A 23959-nucleotide genomic window follows, 5' to 3' on the forward strand; every position below is an offset into this window, starting at 1 on the left:
AAACTCCATTTAATAAAGTATTTTGTTTTTAAAGACAAATAGTGTCTTGTATAATTATTGATTTATCAATTAAAAAAGGTTTATTTATTATTAGTATTATCTTTTACGTTTAATTAAAAAAAGAACAGAAATAGTCTTAAAAACCTATTTTAAATACTAATTTATTACTTTTACTTGCATGAATAATTTTATTATAAATAACAACATCACTTTTTGTCAGCACTAATTAAACAACTTAACTTTTTACATACTTGGCGTCCTTACCAAGACAAAATATTATCTAATTTTTCTAAGCACCTAGAAGATAATCATTTTCATATTGTTGCTCCGCCTGGTTCTGGAAAAACTATTTTAGGTCTTGAAATTTTAAAAAGAATTGGTAAAAAGACGATCGTGTTAGCGCCAACTTTAACAATTCGTAATCAATGGGAAAATAGATTGCAAGAATTTTTTACGGAAGACTGTGATTTTAAAGAGTTCTCTTTTGATATAAAAAAGCCTGCTGATATTACCTTCTCTACTTACCAAGGTTTGTATTCTTTTTACAAGACATTTAATAATAAGGAAGACTATTTTTTATTCTTCACTAAAAACAATATTGAGGTAATATTGTTAGATGAAGCACATCATTTAAAAAGTGAATGGTGGAAATGTTTATATGAATTAAAACAACAACATTTACAAACCGTAATAGCGCTTACCGCAACACCACCATACGATAGTGAGGCTTCTGAAATTCAAAAATATTTTAATTTATGTGGAGAAATTGATGATGAAATACTGGTGCCAGATTTAGTAAAAGAAAAGAATTTGTGTCCGCATCAAGATATTGTTTACTTTTCTAAACCTGAAGATAAAGAAATTAATGCTATTGTTGATTTTAGATTGAAAACGGCTGATTTTATTACTAATCTATTAAAAGATAAAGAGTTCATCAATTTTATAAAACAACATCGATTTTATAACAATACTGAAGAAAACATAAACGAACTTTATAAGTTTTCTGCTTTTTTTTCTGCAATACTTATTTTTTTAAATGAAGCTGGAACCATTATTTCAAGAGAGAAATTATCAATATTAGGCTTTGAAAAAAATGAGTTTGTTGAGTTCCCTAAAGTAACACATAAATGGATTGAAATTCTCTTTCAACATATTCTTGTTATTGATAGAGACCAATTAATTGAAGATGAAATTTACATTAATTCTTTAGAAAAAAAGCTAAGAAAACTCTCTATATTCAGTAATAAAAAAGTTAACTTAATAGGGAATGCTTTTTTATATAAATCACTTAACAAAAGTCCTAGTAAATTAAAAAGTATTGTTGCTATTGTACAACAAGAACAAATAAATTTAAAAGAGCAACTGCGCTGTGTTGTCTTATCTGACTATATCAGAAAAGAATACCTTAATATTTCTTCTACTGAAGTAAGAAGTATTGAAAAACTTGGTGTAGTACCCATTTTTCATCATATAAGAATAACGACAAAAAACAAACAAAACTTGGCAGTTTTATCTGGGAGCTTGGTCATTGTTCATTGCTGTTGTATAGCTAAACTAGATCTAATTGATTCGATTACAAACTATACACAAACTCCTTTAATTTCTGATACTGAATTTGTAATTCTACATTCAAAATCATCTTCTAAAAACACGCTAGTAGCAACTATTACTCAATTATTTCAATTAGGCCATATTAAAGTTTTAGTGGGGACTAAATCTTTACTAGGAGAAGGTTGGGATGCGCCTGCTATTAATAGCTTGATTTTAGCCTCTGTCGTTGGCTCTTTCGTTACTTCTAATCAAATGCGTGGAAGAGCTATTAGAATCGATAATAACGACCCTGATAAAACAAGTATCATTTGGCATTTGGCATGTATTGATACTTCTGATATTTATGGAGGTAAAGATTTAGAAGTGCTTAAAAAACGTTTTGACGCTTTTATTGGGATTTCAAATAATGATAAAAATGTTATTTCTAACGGAATTGAACGCTTAGGGTTACCTAATATTTTTCTTGATGAAAATGTAGATATACTAAACAAGAAAGCACTAGCTACATCTAAAAACAGGACTTTAATAACAGAAAAATGGAAAAATACTGTCCGTTTTAAAAAAGAAGTTGCTCACGAAATAAAGCTGTATCATAAAAAAGATCAATCATTTTTAAAACAAAAAAAAACCTATTTAAACGATTTTGTTAAGTATTCAATTCTTGAACTTTTAATTAGTCTCGCCTTATTTTTTCCTCAATTTATCTTCAAAAATTTTAATTTAATAGCGTATAAAGGTTTTTACTATTTTTTATATTCTTTACTAACTACACTAGGTTTGTCTTTTGGTTATAAACTTTATAAAACTTTTAAAATGTATTTTCACTATGGTCTTGTTCATAAAAAAATACGTAAAATGGCTTATGCTATTTTAAATTCTTTATATGAATTAGGAGAAATAACCACTCCAAAAAAAGAAATTAACATCGTTGTAGATTTACTGTCTATGGGCGATGTTACTTGTTCTATTAACGGTGCTAATAGATATGAAAGCAATTTATTTATTAAGACTTTAGAGGAACTGTTGCAACCTATTGACAATCCCAAATATTTAATAATTAAAACCAATTGGTTTCGTAAAAAATTAAACACTCAAAATTTTTATCCAGTTCCTGATATTTTAAGCAAAAGAAAAAAACAAGCGTTACTATTTCAAAAACATTGGAATCATCAACTTGGCAAATCTAAACTTATTTACACTAGAAGTATTAGCGGGCGAAAATATCTTTTAAGAGCTAGATTATTTCATGCTCATAACATACACAATGAAATTACAAGGAAAAATATAATTTGGAAATAACCCTAACCTTTAAGTTATTTAAACCCAATTTTTAGGTTTTTCTAAAACTTTTAATAATTTAGCTTCTTCACTTCCTTTTTCTGGTTCCTGATTATAAACCCACTGAACTACAGGCGGTAAACTCATTAAGATACTTTCGATACGTCCGTTTGTTTTTAATCCAAACAAAGTTCCTCTATCATGCACTAAATTAAATTCAACATAGCGCCCTCTTCTAACTTCTTGCCAATCTTTTTGTTCTTTACTATATGTTATATCTTTTCTTTTCTCTACAATAGGCACATAAGAGTTTAAAAAACTGTTACCTACTTCTGTTACGAAGTTATAACGATCTTGCATTGAAAGCTCATCCGTTTGCTTTAAATAATCGAAAAACAAACCTCCAATTCCACGAGCTTCATTTCTATGAGCATTCCAAAAATAATTATCACAAGTTTCTTTAAACTTCGGATGAAATGCTGAACTATGTTTATCGCATGCCTCTTTACAGACCGAATGAAAATGTATGGCATCTTCATCAAATAAATAATAAGGAGTTAAATCTTGACCTCCCCCAAACCACTGAGTAACTATATTTCCTTCTCCATCATACATTTCAAAATAACGCCAGTTTGCGTGTACTGTTGGTACGAAAGGGTTTTTAGGGTGTAATACTAAACTTAAGCCACATGCAAAAAAATCGCCACTCTCAACGCCAAATTGTTTACGTAAAGCTTCTGGCAGCTCTCCAAAAACCTTAGATATGTTTACGCCTCCTTTCTCAAAAATATTTCCATTTTCAATTACACGAGTTCTTCCACCACCACCTTCAGTACGTTTCCAATTATCCTCTTTAAACATTGCGCCTCCATCAACGGCCTCTAGCTTAGAGGTTATTGTATCTTGTAATTGTTGAATATATGTGTAAAACTGATCTTTCATTTGTATAATTCTTGAGAAGCAAAAATACTTATTCTATTGCTTTTTTTCGTTGAATATTCTTAATAGTTTCCGTTGTTGCTGCTGTTACCGATAATGGCAAAACAAAAATTACTCCGATAACAGGTACTAATAAAAATAGCATAAAAACGATTCCATTTCCGATTGCGACTCCTTTATTTTCCTTTACAAAACTGATACTTTCTTTATATTTAAAATGACGTTCTAAGGTATAATCCATATTACCAAATCCGGCATAATATGCTTGCATAATAAATAATAAAATCGCTGAAAAGAAACCTATAACAGGTATAAAACTTATTAGTAAAATAGGAAGTGTAAAAAACAACTCTCTTAAAAGGTTTCTTACATTTATTCGAATACCTCTTATTAATTGTTCTTGAAAAGAAGTTTTTCTATGCTGATGTTTTTCTTTTGTTAAGTAATGTTCTATTTTTTCTGAAACTGGACTCATAAATGGTGCCGATAATGCCATTACAATATGCTTGTATAAAAGTAAACCAATCACTATAATTAACAATCCGCTAAAAAAAGTACTAAGCATTTCAAACGCTTGCTTACCAAATTCCCATCTCCAAATTCCAGCAATATAATAACCGATGTTATCTGATAAAGCATAGGCTGTTACTCCAATTAAAGTTGCTGTTAAAATACTAATCGTTATTGGCACAATAAAGTATTTCCACAATTTTAGTTTTGATATTATTTGAAAAGCACCAAAATAAGCTTGTATTCCTTTTAGTATATTCTGTATCATTTTTAATTTTTCACTAAAATAAAAAACCTCTTTCTGTTAAGAAAGAGGTTTTTTATAAATCTTTATAAAATTATTTTAAAACAGGCTTAATAAAAGTTTCTAATTCTTCTTCATTAATTTTATTTACTTCATCCCATCCCATTTCTTTTGTTGGAGATAAAGCTCCTCGCTTAAAGTCTAAAATTCTTTTATTACTCGTTATCAAATATGCCGATGGATAATCTAACTTATGAATAAAACCGGACACGTTTAAACTTGATCTGTCTTTCATTTTTTCTTTTGAAGCTACTAAAGTTATTCTTTTATCAAATTTTTCAGCGATTTTTTTAACGTCATCTTCTTCATTTGAAAAAAGCATAATAAATTTAATCTTATCGCTATACTTTTCTACGATTTTATTTATCGCAGGTATTTGAGCTCTACATGGCGCATATCTAGTAGACGCAGCGAATAACATGATTGGCTTTTTAATTTGATTTGTGCTAATAGTTATTCCATCAATTGAAGTAAAATCGTAATTAGAAATAAACTTATCTTTAATACAATTATACACAACATCTTCTAACATAGCGGCATCACTACTGGCTGTCGTAATACAATCATCTACAATATCTTTATAATATATTTTCTTTTGTGAAAAGCTTTTCGTAACTAATAAAAGGGTTAATAAAAGTAATATTTTTTTCATTTTTAATAATTTAAGGGGATTAAATTTTAAGCCTTATATTCTTTTACCGCATCTACAAATGCTTTTGCATTTTCAAGCGGAATATTAGGTAAAATTCCGTGCCCTAAGTTAACAATATATTTATCTTTACCAAACTCATTTATCATTTGGTGTACCATTCTCTTTATTTCAGCAGGTGGAGATAATAACCTAGAAGGATCAAAATTACCTTGTAAAGTAATATTCCCTCCTGTTAAATATCGTGCATTTCTTGCTGAACACGTCCAATCTACACCTAAAGCAGAAGCTCCTGATTTTGCCATTTTATCTAAAGCAAACCAACATCCTTTTCCGAAAGCAATTACTGGAGCATCATCTTTTAACGCATCAATAATTTGTTGAATGTATTGCCATGAAAATTCTTGATAATCTATTGGAGATAACATTCCGCCCCAAGAGTCAAAAACCTGAACAGCATCTACACCTGCTTCTACTTTTGCTTTTAAATAAGCAATTGTGGTATCTGTTATCTTCTGAAGCAATTCGTGTGCCAAAACTGGTTTTGTAAAACAAAATTCTTTTGCCTTGTCGAAATTCTTAGATCCTTGTCCTTGTACAACATAGCATAAAATTGTCCATGGAGACCCTGCAAAACCTATTAAAGGAACCTCGTCATTCAACTTTTCTTTAGTTGCTTTTATCGCTTCCATTACGTAACCTAATTCTTGATGAACATCAGGAACAACTACAGTATCTAATCCTTTTTGATCTCTAATCGGATTTGGTAAATAAGGTCCGAAATCAGGTTTCATTTGCACTTCAATATTCATTGCCTGTGGAATCACCAAGATATCTGAAAACAAAATAGCTGCATCCATTCCGTATCTACGAATAGGTTGCACCGTAATTTCAGAAGCTAATTCTGGAGTTCTACAGCGTGTAAAGAAATCGTATTTCTTTTTTATTACTTGAAATTCTGGTAAATATCTTCCTGCTTGACGCATCATCCATACTGGCGGACGATCAACAGTTTCTCCTTTTAATGCTCTTAAAAATAAGTCGTTTTTAATCATACTATTTCGTTACAAAGACTATTTCTTTGCTTGTTTTATTAATTTTAACAATATGTATTGGTTGTGTAAGTGCCATTGTTACCATATCTGTTGGCTTTGGTCCTTCAGACGTAATATTAACATGAAGCTTACCTCCTTTTTCTGTTATTTTTGATATCTCTATCGAAAATCCTCCTGTATTTCTTTTACTATCAATAGCAACTAAGACTGTTTGCTTTGAAAAATCAATAGCATCTTTAAATTGGTTATCAACAGTTGTTTTAGCTAAGAAATCTTGCCATTCTTTTGTAGAGTTAATTACAATGTTCTCTTTTGTAAATCCTTCAGAACCGTCGCCTTTTAAACTACCTTGATATATAGAAATCATTGCAGCTGTTTCTTGATTACTAGGACATGAACTCATTAAAAAACTAAAAAAAATGGTTAGAATAATTTTCATAAATAGTTGTTTTACATTTTAGATACCGCTTCCATTCCTTTATCAATTGCCTTAGCAATCTTTTGAATATCTTTTTCTGTTAAAGCTGATGATAAAAACCATGCTTCAAACTGCGATGGTGGTAAGAAAACACCGTTATGCATCATCTCCCAAAAGAAGGTAGCAAACTTTTTAGTATCAGAAGTTTGTGCTTCTTCAAAATTAGTCACCGTAACATTCGTAAAAAATGGATTGATCATAGAACCAAATCTATTTACTGTAATTTCTACACCGTGTTTCTTTGCTTTTTCTAATAAGAATACTTCAATAATTTGAGCAATCTCATTAAATTTCTCATACGGATTTTGTTTCTTTAACTCTGTTAAGGTAGCAATTCCTCCTGCCATAGCAATCGGGTTTCCACTTAAAGTTCCTGCCTGATACATTCCTCCTAAAGGTGCTACTTCTTGCATAATTTCATTACGCGCTCCGTAAGCTCCTACCGGAAAACCACCACCAACAACTTTACCTAAACAAGTAATATCTGCTTCTACTCCTAATAATTCTTGTGCACCACCAAATTTAGAACGAAAACCTGTCATTACCTCATCAACAATTAACAACGCTCCTTTAGATTCTAAATACGTTTTTAATTCTTTTAAGAAATCATTTTGAGGAATTACAACTCCCATATTACCAGCAATTGGTTCTAAAATAACCCCAGCAATATCGTCGTGTTCTTCAAAATGTGCTTTTACACTTTCTAAATCGTTATATTTTGCTATTAAAGTATTTTTTACCGCACCTTCAGGAACTCCTTTAGATCCCGGTAAACTTAACGTTGCTAAACCAGAACCTGCTGCTACTAATAAAGCATCTTGATGCCCATGATAACAACCTGCAAATTTTATAATTTTATCTTTTCCTGTAAATGCTCTTGCTAAACGTATTCCGCTTAAAACGGCTTCTGTACCTGAATTTACAAAACGAACTTTATCCATTCCTGGAAAAGCATCGCAAACTATTTTTGCTAATTTAATTTCGTTTTCTGTTGATGCACCAAAAGTATAACCGTTCTTTAAGGCTTTGTCTATTGCTTTCTGAACTTTTTTATGACGGTGACCTAAAATCATTGGCCCGTAAGACAATACTAAATCTACAAACGTATTACCATCTACATCTGTAATTTTGCTTCCTTTTGCCTTTTTGATAAATAACGGATTCCCTCCTACTGAAGAAAATGCTCTTACCGGAGAATTTACCGCTCCAACAAGATGTACCAATCCTTTTTTATATAATTTTTGTGATTTTTTAAATTCCATCTTTTAAAATATTCTGTCATTCCTGCGCAGGCAGGAATCTTTTATTTAATGAAACCAATTTTCGGATAAATCTTTCCAATCGGTATTGTTTTCAATTATAATTAACTTTCCAATCTCTTTTCCACTTTTTCAAATTCTTTTCTCTTTTGATAGCTTCATCTATATATTGATGAACTTCAAAGTAAACTAATTTATCTAAATTATATTTTGAAGAAAATCCTTTTACTAATTTGTTCTTATGTTCAAATATTCTTCTTTCTAAATCATTTGAAACACCTATATATAAAACTCCATCTTTTTTATTTGTAATAATATACACATAATATTGATGATTAGTTTTATGCACTTCTTTTCTAGTATGAGATTCCTGCCTTCGCAGGAATGATACTATTAATAATCTTTATTTTTTTAATAATACTTTTGCGGCTTCTTTTGCAAAATAGGTAATAATAATATCTGCTCCTGCTCTTTTCATAGATAGTAAACTTTCCATCATTACTTTTTCGCCATCAATCCATCCTTTTTCAGCTGCGGCTTTAACCATTGCATATTCTCCACTTACATTATAACATGCAATTGGTCGGTCGAAATTATTTTTTAAATCTCTAATGATATCTAAATACGATAACGCTGGTTTTACCATTAAAATATCTGCTCCTTCTTGATCATCAAAGGTAGCTTCACGCATTCCTTCATCTCTATTAGAAGGATCCATTTGATAGGTTCTTCTATCGCCAAAAGTAGGCGCAGAATCGGCCGCATCTCTAAATGGCCCATAAAATGCGGATGCATATTTTACCGAATACGCCATAATTGGCAAGTTTACAAAACCTGTATTATCTAAAGATTGGCGAACCATATCTATCGTTCCGTCCATCATTCCTGAAGGCGCAACCATGTCTACTCCTGCTTTTGCATGAGAAATAACTTGTTTTGCTAAATTTACCAACGTTGCATCGTTATCAACATCATTATCGTGAATAATTCCGCAATGCCCATGTGAAGTATATTCACAAAAACAAACATCTGTAATTACGTATAAATCTGGATAGTTCTTTTTGATAAAACGGATTGCTTGCTGCATAATTCCGTTATCATTCCATGTTTCTGTTCCTTCATCATCTTTTTCAGATGGAATTCCGAATAATAAAACAGCGGGAATATTTAATGCTACAACCTCATCTAATTCTTTAGAAATTGTATCTAAAGAAAAACGTTTAATACCAGGCATTGAAACTATTTCTTTTTCAATTCCCGTTCCTTCTTCTATAAATAAAGGATAAACAAAATCATCTACAGATAGTTTTGTTTCCTTTACCAATCTTCTGATTCCTTCTGTTTTTCTTAACCTACGTGTTCTAAACATAATTTGTCACTTGTTAGGTCGAGCGCAGTCGAGACCTCATTATAAAACCCTCTCTTATGAGCTGCACTTACTACTTTCTGCAAAACATGTTTTGCTTCAGTAATGCTCGAGGTGATATTTATTATTTCTTAACAAAATGCAAATTCACTAATTCTACCACACTTTCTACAGTTGGTAAGTTAGCTACTTGTACATTCTTAAAATGTTTTCTTGCTTCTTTTGCGGTGCTTTCGCCAATACAAAAAGCTACTTTATCAATAGGGTTTTCTTGCATATAACTTTCAACCCCTGATGGACTATAAAATAACACTCCGTTTACTTTTTCATCAATTTTAGACGGACTGTACATTGTTTTGTATGCTTCTACTTCGTTTACCGTAATTCCGTTTACTTTTAAAGCATTTGGTAAGGTATCTAAACGTAAATCGCTACAGAAATAAGTTACTTCTTTTCCTTTTATTTCTTTAGCTAGATAAGCAGCTAACTTATCTGCATTTCTCTCAGATTTAACAACTTTTCCTATTTTTTGTTCGATTAACTTTTTTGTTCTTCGCCCAACACAGTAAATGTTTTTGAATTTTAATTCATCTGCTGTAAAAGAATTTGCTATTGCTTCTACTCCGTTTTGACTCGTAATAATTACATTTTCAATTTCATTCTTAATTACCTTAGGTGCGATTCTGTTAAAACGAATTTTAATAAAATCACTATCTGTAATACTAACAGATGCTGGTAATAAATCTTTTTGAATTTCTGATAACTTCTTAGTTGAGTAAACAGAAAACTCTTTTTCTTCCTCAACGTCATCGGCCATTAATTCTTTTCCGCCTCTATTAATTACATAATCAGCACAATCTTTTGCTAAGAAACGATGACTTCCTACTTTTGCGTTTTTTGTTACTGATATTTTCTTTTTACCGTCCTTACTTAATAATAAACCTTTAAAGTTTATTTCTTCTGTTTTAGGATCAACGTAAGCAATCGCTCCTATTGGTGCTGTACATCCGCCTTCTAATAAATTTAAGAATTCACGTTCTATACCCACACAAACTTGCGATTCGTAATGATTTAATTGCTCACAAGCATCTCTAGAAAAATCATCATTTTCTAAAGCCGTAATCATTATAGCGCCTTGTGCTGGCGCAGGAATCATCCAAGAAAGATTAATTGCTCCTTCTGGTCTTTTTCCTAATCTCTCTAAACCAGCTGCTGCAAAAATTGCACCGTCCCATTCGCTATTTTCTAACTTTTCTAAGCGCGTATTTACGTTTCCTCGTAAACCAACAACTTCATGCGTAGGATAGCGATTTAACCACTGTGCTTTTCTTCGTAAACTACCTGTTGCAATTACACCATTAGGCTGACCAAAAAACTCTTCGTTGTCTTTTAAAACTAAGATGTCGTTGTAATTGGCACGTTTTAAAACAGCTGCTTGAATAATCCCTTCAGGTAAAACCGTTGGAACATCTTTTAAAGAATGTACTGCAACATCAATATCGCCATTTAACATTGCGATATCTAAATTTTTAGTAAAAATTCCTGTGAATCCTAATTCATACAAAGGCTTGTCTAAAACAAGATCTCCAGCAGATTTAATCGGCACTATTTCACATTTATACTCTAATTCTTCTAGTTCTTTACGAACTTTGTTTGCTTGCCACATAGCCAATTGGCTATCACGTGTACCTATTCTAATTGTCTTCTGCATGGATAGTTTCTAAATTTGCACCAAATACTTTAGCCATTACCTCTATACTATTACTTACAGAAGTTTCTTCAGCTTTTAAGTGTTTTACAAATTGTGTAGTTATTTTTTGAATAAATCTCGACGTAATTACTTCTGCCTGAGATTCATCAAAGTCTTTTATTTTTTTCTTATGAAAAGCTATTTCGTCTTGTTGAATTGTTTTTAACGATTCTTTTAACGCAGTAATAGCTGGGGTAAATTTTCTATGATGCAGCCATTCTCCAAACTCTTCTTTATGAGTTTCTATAATAGCTTCGGCTGTAGGTATTTCTTGCTGACGAATTGCTAATGTTTCATCTGTAATTTTAGATAACTCATCAACATTTATCAGCGTAACATTTTCTAAATCTGCTACTTCTTTCGAAACATTTGCCGGCATCGATAAATCTAAAATTAGCAATTCTTTAGTCGTTAAAATATGTTCTCTTTTGATAGTCGCTTCAGAAGCACCTGTAGAAACAATCAAAACATCTGTATTTGCTACTTCTTTCGTTAAATTATTATATTTAACTTTTTTTATTGATGGATGTTCTTTTACAAACTCTTCCGCTTTTTCTTCGGTTCTATTAATTAAACTTACTGTTTTATTTTGAGTATATTCAGCTAAGTTCTTGCAAGTGTGTTTCCCCATTTTACCCAATCCGAAAACTAAAATATTTTTCGAATTATAATTTGGCGAATTTTTAATGATGTATTGAACTGCGGCATAAGAAACCGATGTAGTTCCTGAACTTAACTTTGTTTCATTCTTTACACGCTTACTTGCCTGCATTACATGATTTAACAAACGCTCGAAATATGCATTGGTAGTTCCTACTTCTTTTGCTAATTTAAACGCTTGGCGCAATTGGCCTACAATTTCGTAATCTCCTAAAATTTGGCTATCTAAACCAGTACCCATCCTAAAAAGGTGCGTAATAGCTTCGTTGTTTTTATATACATTAGAAACTTCTGCAAACTCCTCTACCGCTCCGTTTGAATACTTACAAAGCATACTAATTAATTGAAAAGGGTGTTCTGCAAAACCAGTAATTTCTGTTCTATTACAAGTTGATAACACAAAAATACCATCAACACCGTTTTGCCTTGCTTCTTCTAAAAGTTGTATTTGATTTTCCTTAGAAATACTAAACTTACCTCTAATAGTAGCATCAGCCTTTTTGTAACTAACACCTATGTTATATAAATTCTTATTATGTGTATCTGCTGTCATTCAGTCTTCTTCAATAAGGTGGGTCAAAAATATAAAGATTAAATATAAAAAAATGTCGCTGAAAGAACTTTTAATGTCGTTATCAGTTTTTTAAACTAAAAACATCTCTAAAACACAGATAAAGTGTATTTTTGCAATGAAACCCACTATTGGTAGCATTTCAATTTAGAGTCGTTCTAAATAAATTGTTTTTAAATATATTTTGATCTATGTCAAAAAACATCGCAGAAAGTACGTTTAGAGAAGTATTGTTAGAAAAAGGTTTTTTTGTCTTAAAATTTCAAAATAACTCTAACAAAACAGAAGTCTATAAAAGAGACATCGATAACTCTTATATACAGCTACATTATTGTGTAAAAGGAAATTGTAAGTTCCATTTTAATGAAAACAGCTATACTTTTAATGTATTAGATAAACACGCTATATTTTTATACAATCCGCAGCAAAACTTACCAATAAACTTAGAGATTTTACCAAAAACATCTTTGGTGTCTGTTTTAATAACTATCGAAAAATTTCATGCTTTGTTTTCGAAAGAAGCTAGTTATATTCCTTTTTTGAGTGATGATAACAAGAATAAAAAATATTATGACAATACAGAAATAAGTTCGAATACCTTAATGGTATTGCAGCAAATTTTAACAGCACAAAATCATAGCTCAATGAAAGACCTTTATATTAAAGGTAAAACATACGAGTTACTTAGTCTTCATTTTGATACTGGCGAAAATACAGAAAATGAATACTGTCCGTTTTTAGTTGATGATCGTGAAATTTTAAAAATCAGGCAAGCTAAAGACATTATTATCTCAAGAATGAGCGAACCACCAACATTGCAAGAATTAGCAAACGAAGTTGGTTTAAACTTAAAGAAATTAAAAGAAGGTTTTAAGCAAATATATGGTGACACTGTTTACAGTTTTCTGTTTGATTACAAGATGGAACATGCTCGTAAACTTTTAGAAAGCAACCAATACAATGTAAACGAAGTTGGCTTGCAAGTTGGCTACAGCACTTCTAGCCATTTTATAGCAGCCTTTAAAAAGAAGTTTGGCACCACACCAAAACAATATGTAATGAGCTTACAAAACAACTAAATGAAACAACTTACACATTACGACATCGAAAACAAACAACAACTGTTTCCTATAACTATTGTTTGCGACGCTATAAGAACTCCCGAGAATATTGGTATGTGTTTTCGTATTTCTGAAAGCTTTGGTGTTCAAAAAATATTTTTACATGATAGTTCGCCTTCTGTAAAGAACAGAAATGTATCTCGTACTGCTAGAAACACCATAAATCAAATTGAACACGCTACTTACAGTGATTTCAACTTGCTAATAAATCAACTAAAAAAAGAAGGAAATACTATTATTGGTATTGAAATTACTGATGATAGTATAAATATTCAGGATTTTGATTTCACAGCAACAGAAAAAATAGTTTTACTTTTGGGTAGCGAAAGAAATGGAATTGAAAATATTGATTTGTTAGACGCAACTGTTGGAATACCAATGTACGGCCGCAACTCATCTATGAATGTGATACACAGTTTAAGTATTGCTTTATATGAAACAACAAACCAGTTAAATAAAAAGAACGTCATTACGAACATAGTGAAGTAATCTTTAACTTAAGATTACAACGTTTTACTCGCAATGACAGATAAAATAGATACTGAAATAAATTCTAAAAAAATGAAAGGAGCTTTATTAGTAAACCTAGGATCACCAGAAAGCACAGGTCCTAAGGATGTGAAAAAATATTTAGGAGAGTTTTTAATGGACGAACGCGTTATTGATGTTCCTTATTGGTTTCGTTCGTTTTTAGTGAAAGGAATTATTTTAAATACGAGGCCTAAAAAATCTGCCGCTGCTTATAAAAAAATTTGGTGGAAAGAAGGTTCTCCTTTAATTGTACTTTCTCAACGCTTACAAAAAAAAGTGCAACAAAAAACTGAGCTTCCGGTTGCATTAGCAATGCGCTATGGTACAATGACCATAAAAAAAGGACTACAAGAATTACATGATAAAGGCGTTACAGAAGTTATGTTAGTTCCGCTTTACCCTCAGTTTGCAATGGCAACTACCGAAACTATTGTCGTTTTAGCAGAAAAAATTCGCAAAGAGTTCTTTCCTGAAATGAAAATAACATATGTTCCTGCGTTTTATAATAAGCCTGAATATATTAAAGCTTTATCAAATAGTATTAAAGATTATTTAGCTGATAAAGATTATGACCACTTATTATTCTCTTACCACGGAGTTCCTGAACGCCACATTGGTAAATCAGACATTACAAAAAGTCATTGTAAGATAGATGGTAGCTGTTGCAACACACCATCAAAAGCACATGAGTTTTGTTACCGCCACCAATGTTATCAAACAACAAAAAATGTGATTTCAGCATTAGGTTTGGATGAAAATACGGTATCTACTTCTTTTCAATCTCGTTTAGGTGTAGACCCTTGGTTACAACCTTATACTGATAGAACGATTGTGAAAAAAGCTGAAAAAGACGGAGTTAAAAAATTAGCCATTGCTACTCCTGCTTTTGTTTCTGATTGCTTAGAAACATTAGAAGAAATTGCCATGGAAGGAAAACATGAGTTTTTAGAAGCCGGTGGAGAAGAATTTTACACGGTGCCGTGTATTAACGACAATGATGAATGGGTAAGTGTTTTAGCCGGATGGATTAATAATTTTTAACTAGTAGTTAGTAGAAAATATAAGTTGTTTGGTCGAGCGCAGTCGAGATCTAAAAACTTCTCGACTGCGCTCGAAGTGACATATAATTATCATTTAGAGCATTTTTTTAAATAAAAACGAATGTCAGTTCGAGTAAATTTTTGAGGAACAAAAAACTGTATCGAGAACTTTGTTTAATTAGTTTTTGATCTGTCTCTAAACTATAACAGTTAATAAATTTAAATAGAAAAAATGGATTTTTTATACGTAAAAGCATTACATATTATTTTTGTAGTTACTTGGTTTGCTGGTTTATTTTATATTGGTCGCTTATTTATTTACCATGTAGAAGCCGAAACAAAAGACGAACCCGCTAAAACTATTTTGCAAACGCAGTATAAATTAATGACAAAACGCTTGTGGTATATTATCACATGGCCTTCTTTAGTTTTAGCTAGTTTTTTTGCTTTTTGGATGCTTTATAAAAACCCTGCTTATTTTCAAATGCCTTGGATGCATGTAAAGCTAGCATTTGTTTTAGCTTTATATTTTTACCACGGATTTTGCCACAAAATATATAAAGAATTACAACGGAATAAAATTAACTACTCACCAACAAAACTAAGAATATTTAACGAAGCGCCAACCGTAATTTTGTTTGCCGTAGTATTTTTAGTCGTTTTAAAAAGTGCTATTAATTGGATTTGGGGAGTTGTAGGTATTGTTCTTTTTGGCGTTTTATTGATGATCGGAATTCGTTTTTACAAAAAAGTAAGAGCAAAAAAATCGTGGGATAAATTTGAAAAAGAATTGATTGAAAAGGATGAAGAATTAGAGCTATAAAAAAACCATATATAAAGATAAATTACTGAATAATAAATTATTATTAGTATCATTGCGGCTTAATTCTAAAAAAAAAATGATGAAAAAATTACTTATCTTATCTATTGCTGTATTTACCTTATTTTCTTGTTCTGACAATAATGATAACCTTGACCCTTTTGTTGGCAGCTGGTATCCTTTTTCTCAAAGCGAAATTATTGATGGTGTTACGAATACTGAAGAAACAACAACCTGCGAAAGAAAAAGAAGCATAAATATTCTTGAAAATGGAAAGTTAAATATTGAATCATTTTTCTTTGATGGAACTGATTGTGTTAATGAAGGAACGACAACTGGTACTTGGACAAATAAAGGGAACGGTAGCTATGGAATAACTACGACTAGAGAAGCTGAGGAAATATCTAACTTAACTTTTAAGGATAACGACAATACTTTTGTTATTTCTGAAACAGATGATTTTGACGGTGTTATTACAATTTATACTTCAACATATAAAAGAAAGTAAATATTTACTTTTTCCATATTAAATATAAAAAAAGGTGAAGTTTTAAAACTTCGCCTTTTTTCTACCCTTTTATAGATTGCTCAAAAGGTATTCTATTAACAATACTTCTACCAAGCGTAACTTCATCAGCATATTCTAATTCATCACCAACCGAAATTCCTCGTGCAATTGTAGAGGTTTGTATATTGCATTCCTCAATTTGCTTGTAAATATAAAAATTCGTTGTATCACCCTCCATAGTAGAGCTTAAAGCAAAAATTAATTCCTTAATATTCCCTTCTTTTACTTTATTAACTAAAGATTCTATTTGTAAGTTTTGTGGTCCAATTCCTTCGATAGGAGAAATTTTCCCACCTAATACATGATACACACCTCTAAACTGAGCTGTATTTTCAATAGCCATTACATCACGAATATCTTCTACAACACATACTAATTCAGCATTTCTATTTGGGTTATTACAAATTTCACACAAAACAGTATCTGAAATATTATGGCATTTATTACAAGATTTTACATCAGTTCGCAAGTCTGTTAAAGCAGCCGTTAAATACTTTGTATTCTCTGTAGGCTGTTTTAATAAATGCAATACCAAACGAAGTGCTGTTCGTTTACCAATACCGGGTAATCTACTCACTTCATCTACCGCTCTTTCTAATAATTTTGATGAAAAATCCATGCCGCGAATTTACAATTTTTCAAACACAGCACACTAACATATATCACTTTAAAAAAGTATATTTGTACTTTAAATTTAAACAAACATTTTACAATGAATTCAGATATAAAAAACTTAGAACCTAAAGCAATTTGGAAGAATTTTGCGCTTTTAAACGCAGTACCTCGTCCATCAAAAAAAGAAGAAAGAGTTATTCAATTTATGGTTGATTTTGGTAAAAGCCTTAATCTTGAAACGATGGTTGATAAGGTTGGTAACGTAATTATTCGCAAACCAGCTTCTTCTGGAATGGAAAATCGTAAAATGATTGTGATGCAGAGTCACCTAGATATGGTACATCAAAAAAATTCTGATACTGTTTTCGATTTTGATACAGAAGGAATTAAAATGTTTATTGATGGTGATTGGGTAAAAGCAGACGGAACTACCTTAGGTGCTGATAATGGTTTAGGTGTAGCGTCGATTATGGCTATTTTAGAGTCTACTGATATTGCACATCCTGCTGTTGAAGCCTTGTTTACTATTGATGAAGAAACAGGTATGACTGGTGCAATGGGATTAGAAGGCGGAATTTTAGAAGGTGAGATTTTATTAAACCTAGATACAGAAGATGATGATGAAATTAGCATGGGTTGTGCTGGTGGTGTAGATGTTACTGCAACAAGAACATACAATGAAGAAACTACTCCTGATAATACCACTGCTTTTGAGATTTCTATTACAGGTTTAAATGGAGGACATTCAGGAATGGATATCCATAAAGGCTTAGGAAATGCCAATAAAATAATGAATCGTTTATTATTTGATGGTTTTACAAACTTCGGATTACGTGTTGCTGAAATAAATGGTGGTAGTTTACGTAATGCAATACCTCGCGAAAGCTTTTCTACTGTAGTTATAGATACTGTCTCTAAAGAGCCATTCTTATCCGAAATTCAAGAATTAATCAACAGTATTAAAGCTGAATTTTCTTTACTTGAACCAAATTTATCAATCGAATTAAAAACTATAGAAACTCCTAAAAAAGTAATGGATTTAGGTGTTCAAGAAGGATTGATAAAATCAATATATACAGCTTTAAATGGTGTGTATCGTATGAGTCCGGATATTGAAGGTTTAGTTGAAACTTCTAACAATATCGCTAGAGTTATAGTAAAAGAAGGAAAAATTAAAATAGGATGTTTAACACGTTCTTCTTCTGATAGCAATAAATGGGACTTAGCAAATTCGTTACGTTCAGCGTTTGAATTAGCAGGTTTTGATGTTGAATTTTCTGGAACATACCCTGGCTGGTTGCCGAATTTAGATTCTGAAATCTTAAAAATGGTTGCAAAACTATATGAAGATTTACATCATGAAAAACCGAATGTGGCTGCTTGTCATGCAGGTTTAGAATGCGGTCTTTTAGGTCAGAATTACCCAAAAATGGATATGGTTTCTTTTGGACCAAACATTAGAGGACCTCACTCACCTGATGAACGTGCACAAATTTCATCTACTCAAAAATATTGGAAATTTTTATTAGCGGTTTTAAAAAACATTCCTAGTAAAAATTAATAAGTTATATTAAAATAAATACTAAAACCACAACTTACAAGTTGTGGTTTTTTGTTTACTTTTATCAAATGAATTTTTTAGCACATTTATATTTATCTGGGAATAATACAGACTTAATGATTGGTAATTTTATTGCTGATCATATTAAAGGAAATAAATTTTCTCATTTTAAAGAAGAAATAAAAAAAGGGATTCTTTTACACCGTCAAATAGATACTTTTACAGACGCACACCCTATTGTTAGAAAAAGCAAAAGACGATTACATGAACGTTATCGTCATTATGATGGTGTAATTATCGATATTTTTTTCGATCATTTTTTAGCCAAAAATTGGAGTACTTACTCTGAAATTCCTTTGGGTATTTATGTGAAATCTGTTTATAAACTTTTAGAAGAAAATTTTGATATTCTTCCCGAAAAAACACAAGAAATACTTCCCTTTTTAACCAAATACAATTGGCTATATAACTATCAATTTGCAAAAGGAATTCAAGAAGTTTTAAACGGCATAAACAAAAGAACTAAAGGAATCTCTCAAATGAATTTAGCTTCTGAAGATTTATTAATTCACTATCAATTATTTGAAGAAGACTTTACCTTATTCTTTGAAGATTTACGTGAGTATTGCAATTCAAAAATCAACATTACAACTTAAAATCATGAAAAACATATTCTTATTTATATTCTTTTCAGCAACTATATTAAGTTGTAAAAAGACACTTCCTAAAGAGAAAATTATCGGATTAGTTACAACCAAAGCAATGGTTGTTTCTGCTAGAGAAGAAGCTTCAAAAATCGGAGCTGATATTCTTAAAAAAGGGGGAAATGCTTTCGATGCAATGGCAGCCACAGAGCTATCTTTAGCGGTAGCATATCCGTATGCAGGTAATATTGGCGGTGGCGGATTTATGGTATATCGTAAAAACACAGGAGAAATTGGCGCGTTAGATTATCGTGAAAAAGCACCACTCGCGGCTGCTAAAAACATGTTTTTAGACAGTCTTGGTAATGTTGTTAAAAACAAAAGCACACTTGGCGCGATGGCTGTTGGAATCCCTGGTACAGTTGCCGGAGTTTTCGCTGCTCATAAAAAATTTGGAATTTTACCTATTGCTGATATTTTGATGCCGGTTATTGCTTTGGCTAAAAAAGGCGTTATCGTTACGCAAAAACAAGAAAATCGCATAAAAAAACACCAACCTTCATTCTTAAAAGCAAATAAAGACACGATTCTTTTTAATAAACCTTGGAAAAAGAACGACACTATTAAATATCCTGCGCTAGCAGCAACTTTAGAGCGCATTTTAGTAAATGGTAGGAATGAATTTTACAAAGGTGAAACAGCAAAACGTTTGGTGAGGTTTATGCAAGCCAATGGCGGAATTATGACTGAAGAAGATTTGGCGAAATACGAAGCTAAATGGCGAACTCCAGTTACCTTTAAATATGATGACTTACGTGTAATTTCTATGTCGCCTCCATCTAGCGGCGGCGTTTGTTTGGCACAAATAATGAATGCTATTGAACCTTATGAATTAGATAAGTTTGGCCATAACTCTACAAAAACGATTCAGGTTATTACAGAAGCCGAAAGACGTGCATATGCCGACAGAAGTTTCTTTTTAGGAGACCCTGATTTTGTTCATATACTGCTAGATACTTTAACGAGTAAAAGATATACCAAATACAGAATGAGAGATTTCTCTTTTGATAAAGCAACTTCTTCTGATGATGTTTCTCATGGTGATGTTCAAATGACAGAAAGTGATGAAACAACGCATTACTCTATTGTTGATAAATTTGGAAATGCCGTTTCTGTAACCACTACAATTAATGGTGCCTATGGCTCTAAATTATATTGTGCCGATTTAGGTTTCTTTTTAAATAATGAAATGGATGATTTTAGCAGCAAACCTGGTGAACCAAATATGTTTGGATTAATTGGTGCAAAAGCAAATGAAATTGCTCCAGAAAAACGCATGTTAAGTTCAATGACACCAACTATTGTTGAAAAAAACGGTAAACTATGGATGGTTGTTGGTACGCCTGGCGGATCTACCATTATAACTTCTGTATTACAAGCTATTTTAAATGTACACGAATTTAAAATGGGCATGCAAGAAGCTGTTAATCAACCACGATTTCACCATCAATGGTTGCCTGATGTTATTATGATGGAACCTAATAAATTCGATACAACTGTTAAACAAAATTTACAAAAATTAGGATATCTTTTAAATGAAGAAGACAGTCCTGTTATTGGTAAAGTAGCCGGGATTTTAGTATTACCTAACGGGAATTTAGAAGGTGGCGCGGACCCTAGAGGTGATGATAAAGCTGAAGGATTTTAATGAGTAGTTAGTAGTTAGTAGTTAGTAGTTAGTAGTTAGTAAAAATGAAAAAATAATGAATGTCATTTCGAGCGAAGTCGAGAAATATCAACTTTAAAACTAATGCAAATACAACCATTTCACATAGCAATTCCTGTTCAAAACTTAGAAAAGAGCAGAACTTTTTATAGAGATATTTTACAATGTGAAGAAGGTAGAAGCTCTGATCATTGGGTAGATTTTAATTTCTTCGGACATCAATTAGTTATACATCAAAAAGAAGGTTATCAACCAACAAATTCAATTACAAATCCTGTAGACGGGCACGATGTTCCTGTTCCGCATTTTGGAGTTGTTTTAAAATGGAATGATTGGATAGCACTTTCTGAAAGATTAAAAACGAATAACACCAAGTTTATTATAGCTCCAACTATTCGCTTTAAAGGATTGGTTGGCGAACAAGCAACGATGTTTTTTAATGATCCAGAAAATAATGCTTTAGAATTTAAAGCCTTTAAAGACATGTCGCAATTGTTTGCTAAATAATGAACAAGGTATTTAATGACAATTACCAACCAGTTTCGGCAACCTGAACTTGTTTCAGGTTCACATAATGAGTGATTCATATAAAGTTCAAAAATATTAAAGTAAATTTAGAATCATACTAAGAAAAAGGATTTTCAAAAAACAATGACTGTATCAGAAACACATGAGGTTCCGACGTTAGAAAAATCGCTTCGATTACAAGAATACGGAGTTGGTATTTTTAAAACAATTCCGACTAAATCTGGTTTAAAAAAAGCAATTAAAAAAGAATTGATTTTAGTAGATGGTAAAATTGCCACTACTGCCCTATTTATAAATGGTAATGAACTTATCGAATTATATAAAAAAGTAAACGATACTACGTTTAAACAATTTGAGTTTGACTTAGATATTCTTTTTGAAGATGATTATTTAGCCGTAATTTATAAACCTTCGGGAATTTTAGTTAGCGGAAACTCATTTGCAACGATAGATAATGCTTTGCTGCAAAACATAACAAAAAGTACTCTTTTTGACGCTGTACGACCAAGACCTGTGCATCGATTAGATTACCCGACAAGTGGATTATTACTAATCGGAAAAACTAGCTCAAGTATTATTGCTTTGAATCAGTTATTTAAAAATAAGCAAATTCAAAAAACATATCATGCCATAACTATAGGTAAGATGGAAGAAAAAGGAGAAATTAATTCCCCTATTGATGCAAAAGCTGCATTTACTTCTTATCAAGTTTTAAAAACCGTTATTTCTGAGCGTTTTAATAATTTAAATTTAGTTGAATTAACACCAAAAACAGGCAGAAAACATCAATTAAGAAAACATCTATTAGCTATTAAAAATCCGATATTAGGTGATAAAGAACACTTTATAGACGGACTAATTTTAAACGGAAAAGGATTGTATTTACACGCATCTGCTTTAAAGTTTGACCATCCGTTTACGAAAGAAACAATTAACGAAACAAAAGAACTTCCGAAGAAATTCAAAAAAATATTTCCATCTTAAGTATCCTTTAAAAAATATATCTTTGCCATTATGCGAATAGATATTATTACCCTAGCACCAGATTTACTAAAAAGCCCGTTTGAACATTCTATGATGAAACGCGCCATTGATAAAGGTTTAGCTGAAATCCATTTTCACAATTTACGTGATTACGGAATCGGTTCTTACAAAAAACTAGACGACACCCAATTTGGTGGTGGCGCTGGTATGGTTTTAATGATCGAACCGATTGATAATTGTATTTCTAAATTACAATCAGAAAGAGCGTATGATGAGATTATTTATATGACTCCTGATGCTAAAACGTTAAATCAATCTACCGCAAATACACTTTCGTTAAAAGAAAATATTATTATTTTAACAGGGCACTATAAAGGAGTAGATCAGCGTGTTAGAGATCGATTTATTACGAAAGAAATTTCTATTGGCGATTATGTTTTAACAGGTGGCGAATTGGCCGCAGCAATTTTATGTGATGCTGTTGTTCGTTTAATTCCGGGTGTTTTAGGTGATGAGCAATCTGCTTTAACAGATTCTTTTCAAGACGACTTATTATCTCCGCCAGTTTATACAAGACCTGCAGAATATGATGGAATGAAAGTTCCGGAAGTATTATTATCGGGTAATTTTCCAAAAATTGATGAATGGAGAAATGAAAAAGCGTACCAACACACTAAGAATATAAGACCCGATTTATTAGATGATTAATCAAAAACCACATCACGATTTAATTATTGTTATTCCTTGTTATAATGAGGAAAATCGATTACCTATAAATCAGTTTAAACAGTTTTTAAATACAACTCCTGGTGTGCTGTTATTTTTTGTAAACGATGGTTCTTCGGATAAAACTGATGACGTTATAGAGAAATTAATTACTGTATATCCTAAAAACATAAAACTACTTTCTTTAGCTCAAAATGTAGGAAAAGCAGGTGCTGTTAAAGCTGGTTTTAATTTCTGTGAAGCAAATAATTCCTTTTTAAAAATTGCTTATTTAGATGCTGATTTAGCAACTACCTTAGAGGAGTGCCAAAGTATAAGTAAAGAAATAAATACAACAGTTCAATTTGCTTTCGGATCTAGGATTGCAAAAATAGATACTGATATTCAGCGTAAACAATATCGTTTTTTTATCGGTAGATTTATTGCCACTTTAATATCTAAACAATTAGATTTAAAGGTTTATGATACACAATGCGGATGTAAAATTTTCAATAAAGAAATCGCTTCAAAAGTTTTCAAAGAAGATTTTATTTCGAAATGGCTATTTGATGTAGAAATTTTTCACCGTTTAATTTTCATTTTCAAAAAAGAAAACATGAAAAATATCGCTAGAGAAATCCCTTTAAAATCTTGGATTGATGCTGACGATAGTCGTGTAAAAATGACTTATTTCTTTAAACTTTGGTTTGATTTACTTTCTATAAAAAAACGATACAAATCTTAAA

Annotated in this window: 24 protein-coding genes; 13 read left to right on the forward strand and 11 right to left on the reverse strand. The window is 31.4% G+C overall.

The window, feature by feature from the left end; translation table 11 throughout:
• The first annotated feature begins 213 nt into the window (after nucleotides 1-213).
• Nucleotides 214-2850: a DEAD/DEAH box helicase family protein gene (locus tag ACQ629_RS03405; protein WP_483706544.1), complete on the forward strand. Its 2637-nt coding sequence runs from the start codon at nucleotides 214-216 to the stop codon at nucleotides 2848-2850.
• A gap of 18 nt (nucleotides 2851-2868) precedes the next feature.
• Here ACQ629_RS03405 and hemF read toward each other — a convergent pair whose 3' ends face one another.
• From hemF to hemA, 10 genes are all read right to left on the reverse strand, one after another.
• The gene (hemF, locus tag ACQ629_RS03410) at nucleotides 2869-3771 is read right to left on the reverse strand and encodes an oxygen-dependent coproporphyrinogen oxidase (protein WP_483706545.1); all 903 of its coding nucleotides are present in this window, start codon (nucleotides 3769-3771) and stop codon (nucleotides 2869-2871) included.
• 28 nt (nucleotides 3772-3799) lie between these two features.
• On the reverse strand, nucleotides 3800-4546 hold the full coding sequence (locus tag ACQ629_RS03415) for an EI24 domain-containing protein (RefSeq protein ID WP_483706546.1): 747 nt from the start codon (nucleotides 4544-4546) through the stop codon (nucleotides 3800-3802).
• A 70-nt stretch (nucleotides 4547-4616) separates the two neighbouring features.
• Nucleotides 4617-5234: a TlpA family protein disulfide reductase gene (locus ACQ629_RS03420; RefSeq protein ID WP_483706547.1), complete on the reverse strand. Its 618-nt coding sequence runs from the start codon at nucleotides 5232-5234 to the stop codon at nucleotides 4617-4619.
• Nucleotides 5235-5260: 26 nt separating this feature from the next.
• Nucleotides 5261-6286: a uroporphyrinogen decarboxylase gene (gene hemE, locus ACQ629_RS03425; RefSeq protein WP_483706548.1), complete on the reverse strand. Its 1026-nt coding sequence runs from the start codon at nucleotides 6284-6286 to the stop codon at nucleotides 5261-5263.
• 1 nt (nucleotide 6287) lies between these two features.
• Nucleotides 6288-6725 (reverse strand): protease complex subunit PrcB family protein, encoded by a 438-nt coding sequence (locus ACQ629_RS03430; protein ID WP_483706549.1) that lies wholly within the window; start codon nucleotides 6723-6725, stop codon nucleotides 6288-6290.
• Between the two features lie 11 nt (nucleotides 6726-6736).
• Nucleotides 6737-8026 carry a glutamate-1-semialdehyde 2,1-aminomutase gene (hemL, locus tag ACQ629_RS03435; protein ID WP_483706550.1) on the reverse strand — a complete coding sequence of 430 codons (1290 nt, stop codon included), beginning with the start codon at nucleotides 8024-8026 and terminating at the stop codon, nucleotides 6737-6739.
• 91 nt (nucleotides 8027-8117) lie between these two features.
• Nucleotides 8118-8372 (reverse strand): GIY-YIG nuclease family protein, encoded by a 255-nt coding sequence (locus tag ACQ629_RS03440; protein ID WP_483706551.1) that lies wholly within the window; start codon nucleotides 8370-8372, stop codon nucleotides 8118-8120.
• A 54-nt stretch (nucleotides 8373-8426) separates the two neighbouring features.
• Complete coding sequence (gene hemB, locus ACQ629_RS03445) at nucleotides 8427-9392, reverse strand: porphobilinogen synthase (RefSeq protein ID WP_483706552.1); 966 nt, start codon at nucleotides 9390-9392, stop codon at nucleotides 8427-8429.
• A 121-nt stretch (nucleotides 9393-9513) separates the two neighbouring features.
• A complete protein-coding gene (hemC, locus tag ACQ629_RS03450; protein ID WP_483706553.1) occupies nucleotides 9514-11100 on the reverse strand; it encodes a hydroxymethylbilane synthase in 1587 nt (528 codons plus the stop codon).
• Nucleotides 11084-12352: a glutamyl-tRNA reductase gene (gene hemA / locus ACQ629_RS03455; RefSeq protein ID WP_483706554.1), complete on the reverse strand. Its 1269-nt coding sequence runs from the start codon at nucleotides 12350-12352 to the stop codon at nucleotides 11084-11086. Before hemA ends, hemC begins: the two co-directional genes overlap by 17 nt.
• A 209-nt stretch (nucleotides 12353-12561) precedes the next feature.
• On the opposite strand from hemA, the gene ACQ629_RS03460 reads away from it, so the two are divergent.
• The 5 genes from ACQ629_RS03460 to ACQ629_RS03480 all read left to right on the forward strand — a co-directional run bounded on the left by ACQ629_RS03460 (nucleotide 12562) and on the right by ACQ629_RS03480 (nucleotide 16390).
• Nucleotides 12562-13449, forward strand: a complete 888-nt coding sequence (locus tag ACQ629_RS03460; protein ID WP_483706555.1) for a helix-turn-helix domain-containing protein — start codon at nucleotides 12562-12564, stop codon at nucleotides 13447-13449.
• Nucleotides 13450-13980 (forward strand): TrmH family RNA methyltransferase, encoded by a 531-nt coding sequence (locus ACQ629_RS03465; protein WP_483706556.1) that lies wholly within the window; start codon nucleotides 13450-13452, stop codon nucleotides 13978-13980.
• Between the two features lie 72 nt (nucleotides 13981-14052).
• Nucleotides 14053-15063: a ferrochelatase gene (gene hemH / locus ACQ629_RS03470; protein WP_483707156.1), complete on the forward strand. Its 1011-nt coding sequence runs from the start codon at nucleotides 14053-14055 to the stop codon at nucleotides 15061-15063.
• 231 nt (nucleotides 15064-15294) lie between these two features.
• Nucleotides 15295-15885 (forward strand): CopD family protein, encoded by a 591-nt coding sequence (locus tag ACQ629_RS03475; RefSeq protein ID WP_483706557.1) that lies wholly within the window; start codon nucleotides 15295-15297, stop codon nucleotides 15883-15885.
• A gap of 79 nt (nucleotides 15886-15964) precedes the next feature.
• A complete protein-coding gene (locus ACQ629_RS03480) occupies nucleotides 15965-16390 on the forward strand; it encodes a hypothetical protein (protein ID WP_483706558.1) in 426 nt (141 codons plus the stop codon).
• Between the two features lie 61 nt (nucleotides 16391-16451).
• Here the strand turns inward: ACQ629_RS03480 and recR are convergent, their stop codons facing one another.
• Nucleotides 16452-17069 (reverse strand): recombination mediator RecR, encoded by a 618-nt coding sequence (gene recR / locus ACQ629_RS03485; RefSeq protein ID WP_483706559.1) that lies wholly within the window; start codon nucleotides 17067-17069, stop codon nucleotides 16452-16454.
• 93 nt (nucleotides 17070-17162) lie between these two features.
• Between recR and ACQ629_RS03490 the strand changes: the two genes are divergently transcribed.
• The 7 genes from ACQ629_RS03490 (at nucleotide 17163) to ACQ629_RS03520 (ending at nucleotide 23958) form a co-directional block, all read left to right on the forward strand.
• Nucleotides 17163-18626, forward strand: coding sequence for an aminoacyl-histidine dipeptidase (locus ACQ629_RS03490; protein WP_483706560.1), 1464 nt, complete (start codon nucleotides 17163-17165; stop codon nucleotides 18624-18626).
• Between the two features lie 68 nt (nucleotides 18627-18694).
• Nucleotides 18695-19282 (forward strand): acyl carrier protein phosphodiesterase, encoded by a 588-nt coding sequence (locus ACQ629_RS03495; RefSeq protein WP_483706561.1) that lies wholly within the window; start codon nucleotides 18695-18697, stop codon nucleotides 19280-19282.
• A 4-nt stretch (nucleotides 19283-19286) separates the two neighbouring features.
• The gene (gene ggt, locus ACQ629_RS03500; protein WP_483706562.1) at nucleotides 19287-20978 is read left to right on the forward strand and encodes a gamma-glutamyltransferase; all 1692 of its coding nucleotides are present in this window, start codon (nucleotides 19287-19289) and stop codon (nucleotides 20976-20978) included.
• A 102-nt stretch (nucleotides 20979-21080) separates the two neighbouring features.
• Entirely contained in the window at nucleotides 21081-21503 is a 423-nt protein-coding gene (locus ACQ629_RS03505; RefSeq protein WP_483706563.1) for a VOC family protein, read from the forward strand.
• Nucleotides 21504-21647: 144 nt separating this feature from the next.
• Entirely contained in the window at nucleotides 21648-22508 is an 861-nt protein-coding gene (locus ACQ629_RS03510) for an RluA family pseudouridine synthase (RefSeq protein ID WP_483706564.1), read from the forward strand.
• A gap of 30 nt (nucleotides 22509-22538) precedes the next feature.
• The gene (trmD, locus tag ACQ629_RS03515) at nucleotides 22539-23216 is read left to right on the forward strand and encodes a tRNA (guanosine(37)-N1)-methyltransferase TrmD (RefSeq protein WP_483706565.1); all 678 of its coding nucleotides are present in this window, start codon (nucleotides 22539-22541) and stop codon (nucleotides 23214-23216) included.
• Entirely contained in the window at nucleotides 23209-23958 is a 750-nt protein-coding gene (locus tag ACQ629_RS03520) for a glycosyltransferase (protein ID WP_483706566.1), read from the forward strand. Before trmD ends, ACQ629_RS03520 begins: the two co-directional genes overlap by 8 nt.
• The last annotated feature ends 1 nt before the right edge of the window (nucleotide 23959 follow it).

Source organism: Tenacibaculum sp. SM2510 (assembly GCF_057002845.1).

Coding starts and splice junctions, on each gene's coding strand:
- hemC (WP_483706553.1), bottom strand. CDS start 11,100: ATGCAGAAGACAATTAGAATAGGTACACGTGATAGCCAATTGGCTATG.
- recR (WP_483706559.1), bottom strand. CDS start 17,069: ATGGATTTTTCATCAAAATTATTAGAAAGAGCGGTAGATGAAGTGAGT.
- ACQ629_RS03460 (WP_483706555.1), top strand. CDS start 12,562: ATGTCAAAAAACATCGCAGAAAGTACGTTTAGAGAAGTATTGTTAGAA.
- hemF (WP_483706545.1), bottom strand. CDS start 3,771: ATGAAAGATCAGTTTTACACATATATTCAACAATTACAAGATACAATA.
- ACQ629_RS03480 (WP_483706558.1), top strand. CDS start 15,965: ATGAAAAAATTACTTATCTTATCTATTGCTGTATTTACCTTATTTTCT.
- hemA (WP_483706554.1), bottom strand. CDS start 12,352: ATGACAGCAGATACACATAATAAGAATTTATATAACATAGGTGTTAGT.
- hemL (WP_483706550.1), bottom strand. CDS start 8,026: ATGGAATTTAAAAAATCACAAAAATTATATAAAAAAGGATTGGTACAT.
- ACQ629_RS03430 (WP_483706549.1), bottom strand. CDS start 6,725: ATGAAAATTATTCTAACCATTTTTTTTAGTTTTTTAATGAGTTCATGT.
- ACQ629_RS03420 (WP_483706547.1), bottom strand. CDS start 5,234: ATGAAAAAAATATTACTTTTATTAACCCTTTTATTAGTTACGAAAAGC.
- ACQ629_RS03415 (WP_483706546.1), bottom strand. CDS start 4,546: ATGATACAGAATATACTAAAAGGAATACAAGCTTATTTTGGTGCTTTT.
- ACQ629_RS03510 (WP_483706564.1), top strand. CDS start 21,648: ATGACTGTATCAGAAACACATGAGGTTCCGACGTTAGAAAAATCGCTT.
- ACQ629_RS03465 (WP_483706556.1), top strand. CDS start 13,450: ATGAAACAACTTACACATTACGACATCGAAAACAAACAACAACTGTTT.
- hemE (WP_483706548.1), bottom strand. CDS start 6,286: ATGATTAAAAACGACTTATTTTTAAGAGCATTAAAAGGAGAAACTGTT.
- ACQ629_RS03475 (WP_483706557.1), top strand. CDS start 15,295: ATGGATTTTTTATACGTAAAAGCATTACATATTATTTTTGTAGTTACT.
- ACQ629_RS03490 (WP_483706560.1), top strand. CDS start 17,163: ATGAATTCAGATATAAAAAACTTAGAACCTAAAGCAATTTGGAAGAAT.
- ACQ629_RS03505 (WP_483706563.1), top strand. CDS start 21,081: ATGCAAATACAACCATTTCACATAGCAATTCCTGTTCAAAACTTAGAA.
- ACQ629_RS03495 (WP_483706561.1), top strand. CDS start 18,695: ATGAATTTTTTAGCACATTTATATTTATCTGGGAATAATACAGACTTA.
- ggt (WP_483706562.1), top strand. CDS start 19,287: ATGAAAAACATATTCTTATTTATATTCTTTTCAGCAACTATATTAAGT.
- hemB (WP_483706552.1), bottom strand. CDS start 9,392: ATGTTTAGAACACGTAGGTTAAGAAAAACAGAAGGAATCAGAAGATTG.
- ACQ629_RS03520 (WP_483706566.1), top strand. CDS start 23,209: ATGATTAATCAAAAACCACATCACGATTTAATTATTGTTATTCCTTGT.
- hemH (WP_483707156.1), top strand. CDS start 14,053: ATGAAAGGAGCTTTATTAGTAAACCTAGGATCACCAGAAAGCACAGGT.
- trmD (WP_483706565.1), top strand. CDS start 22,539: ATGCGAATAGATATTATTACCCTAGCACCAGATTTACTAAAAAGCCCG.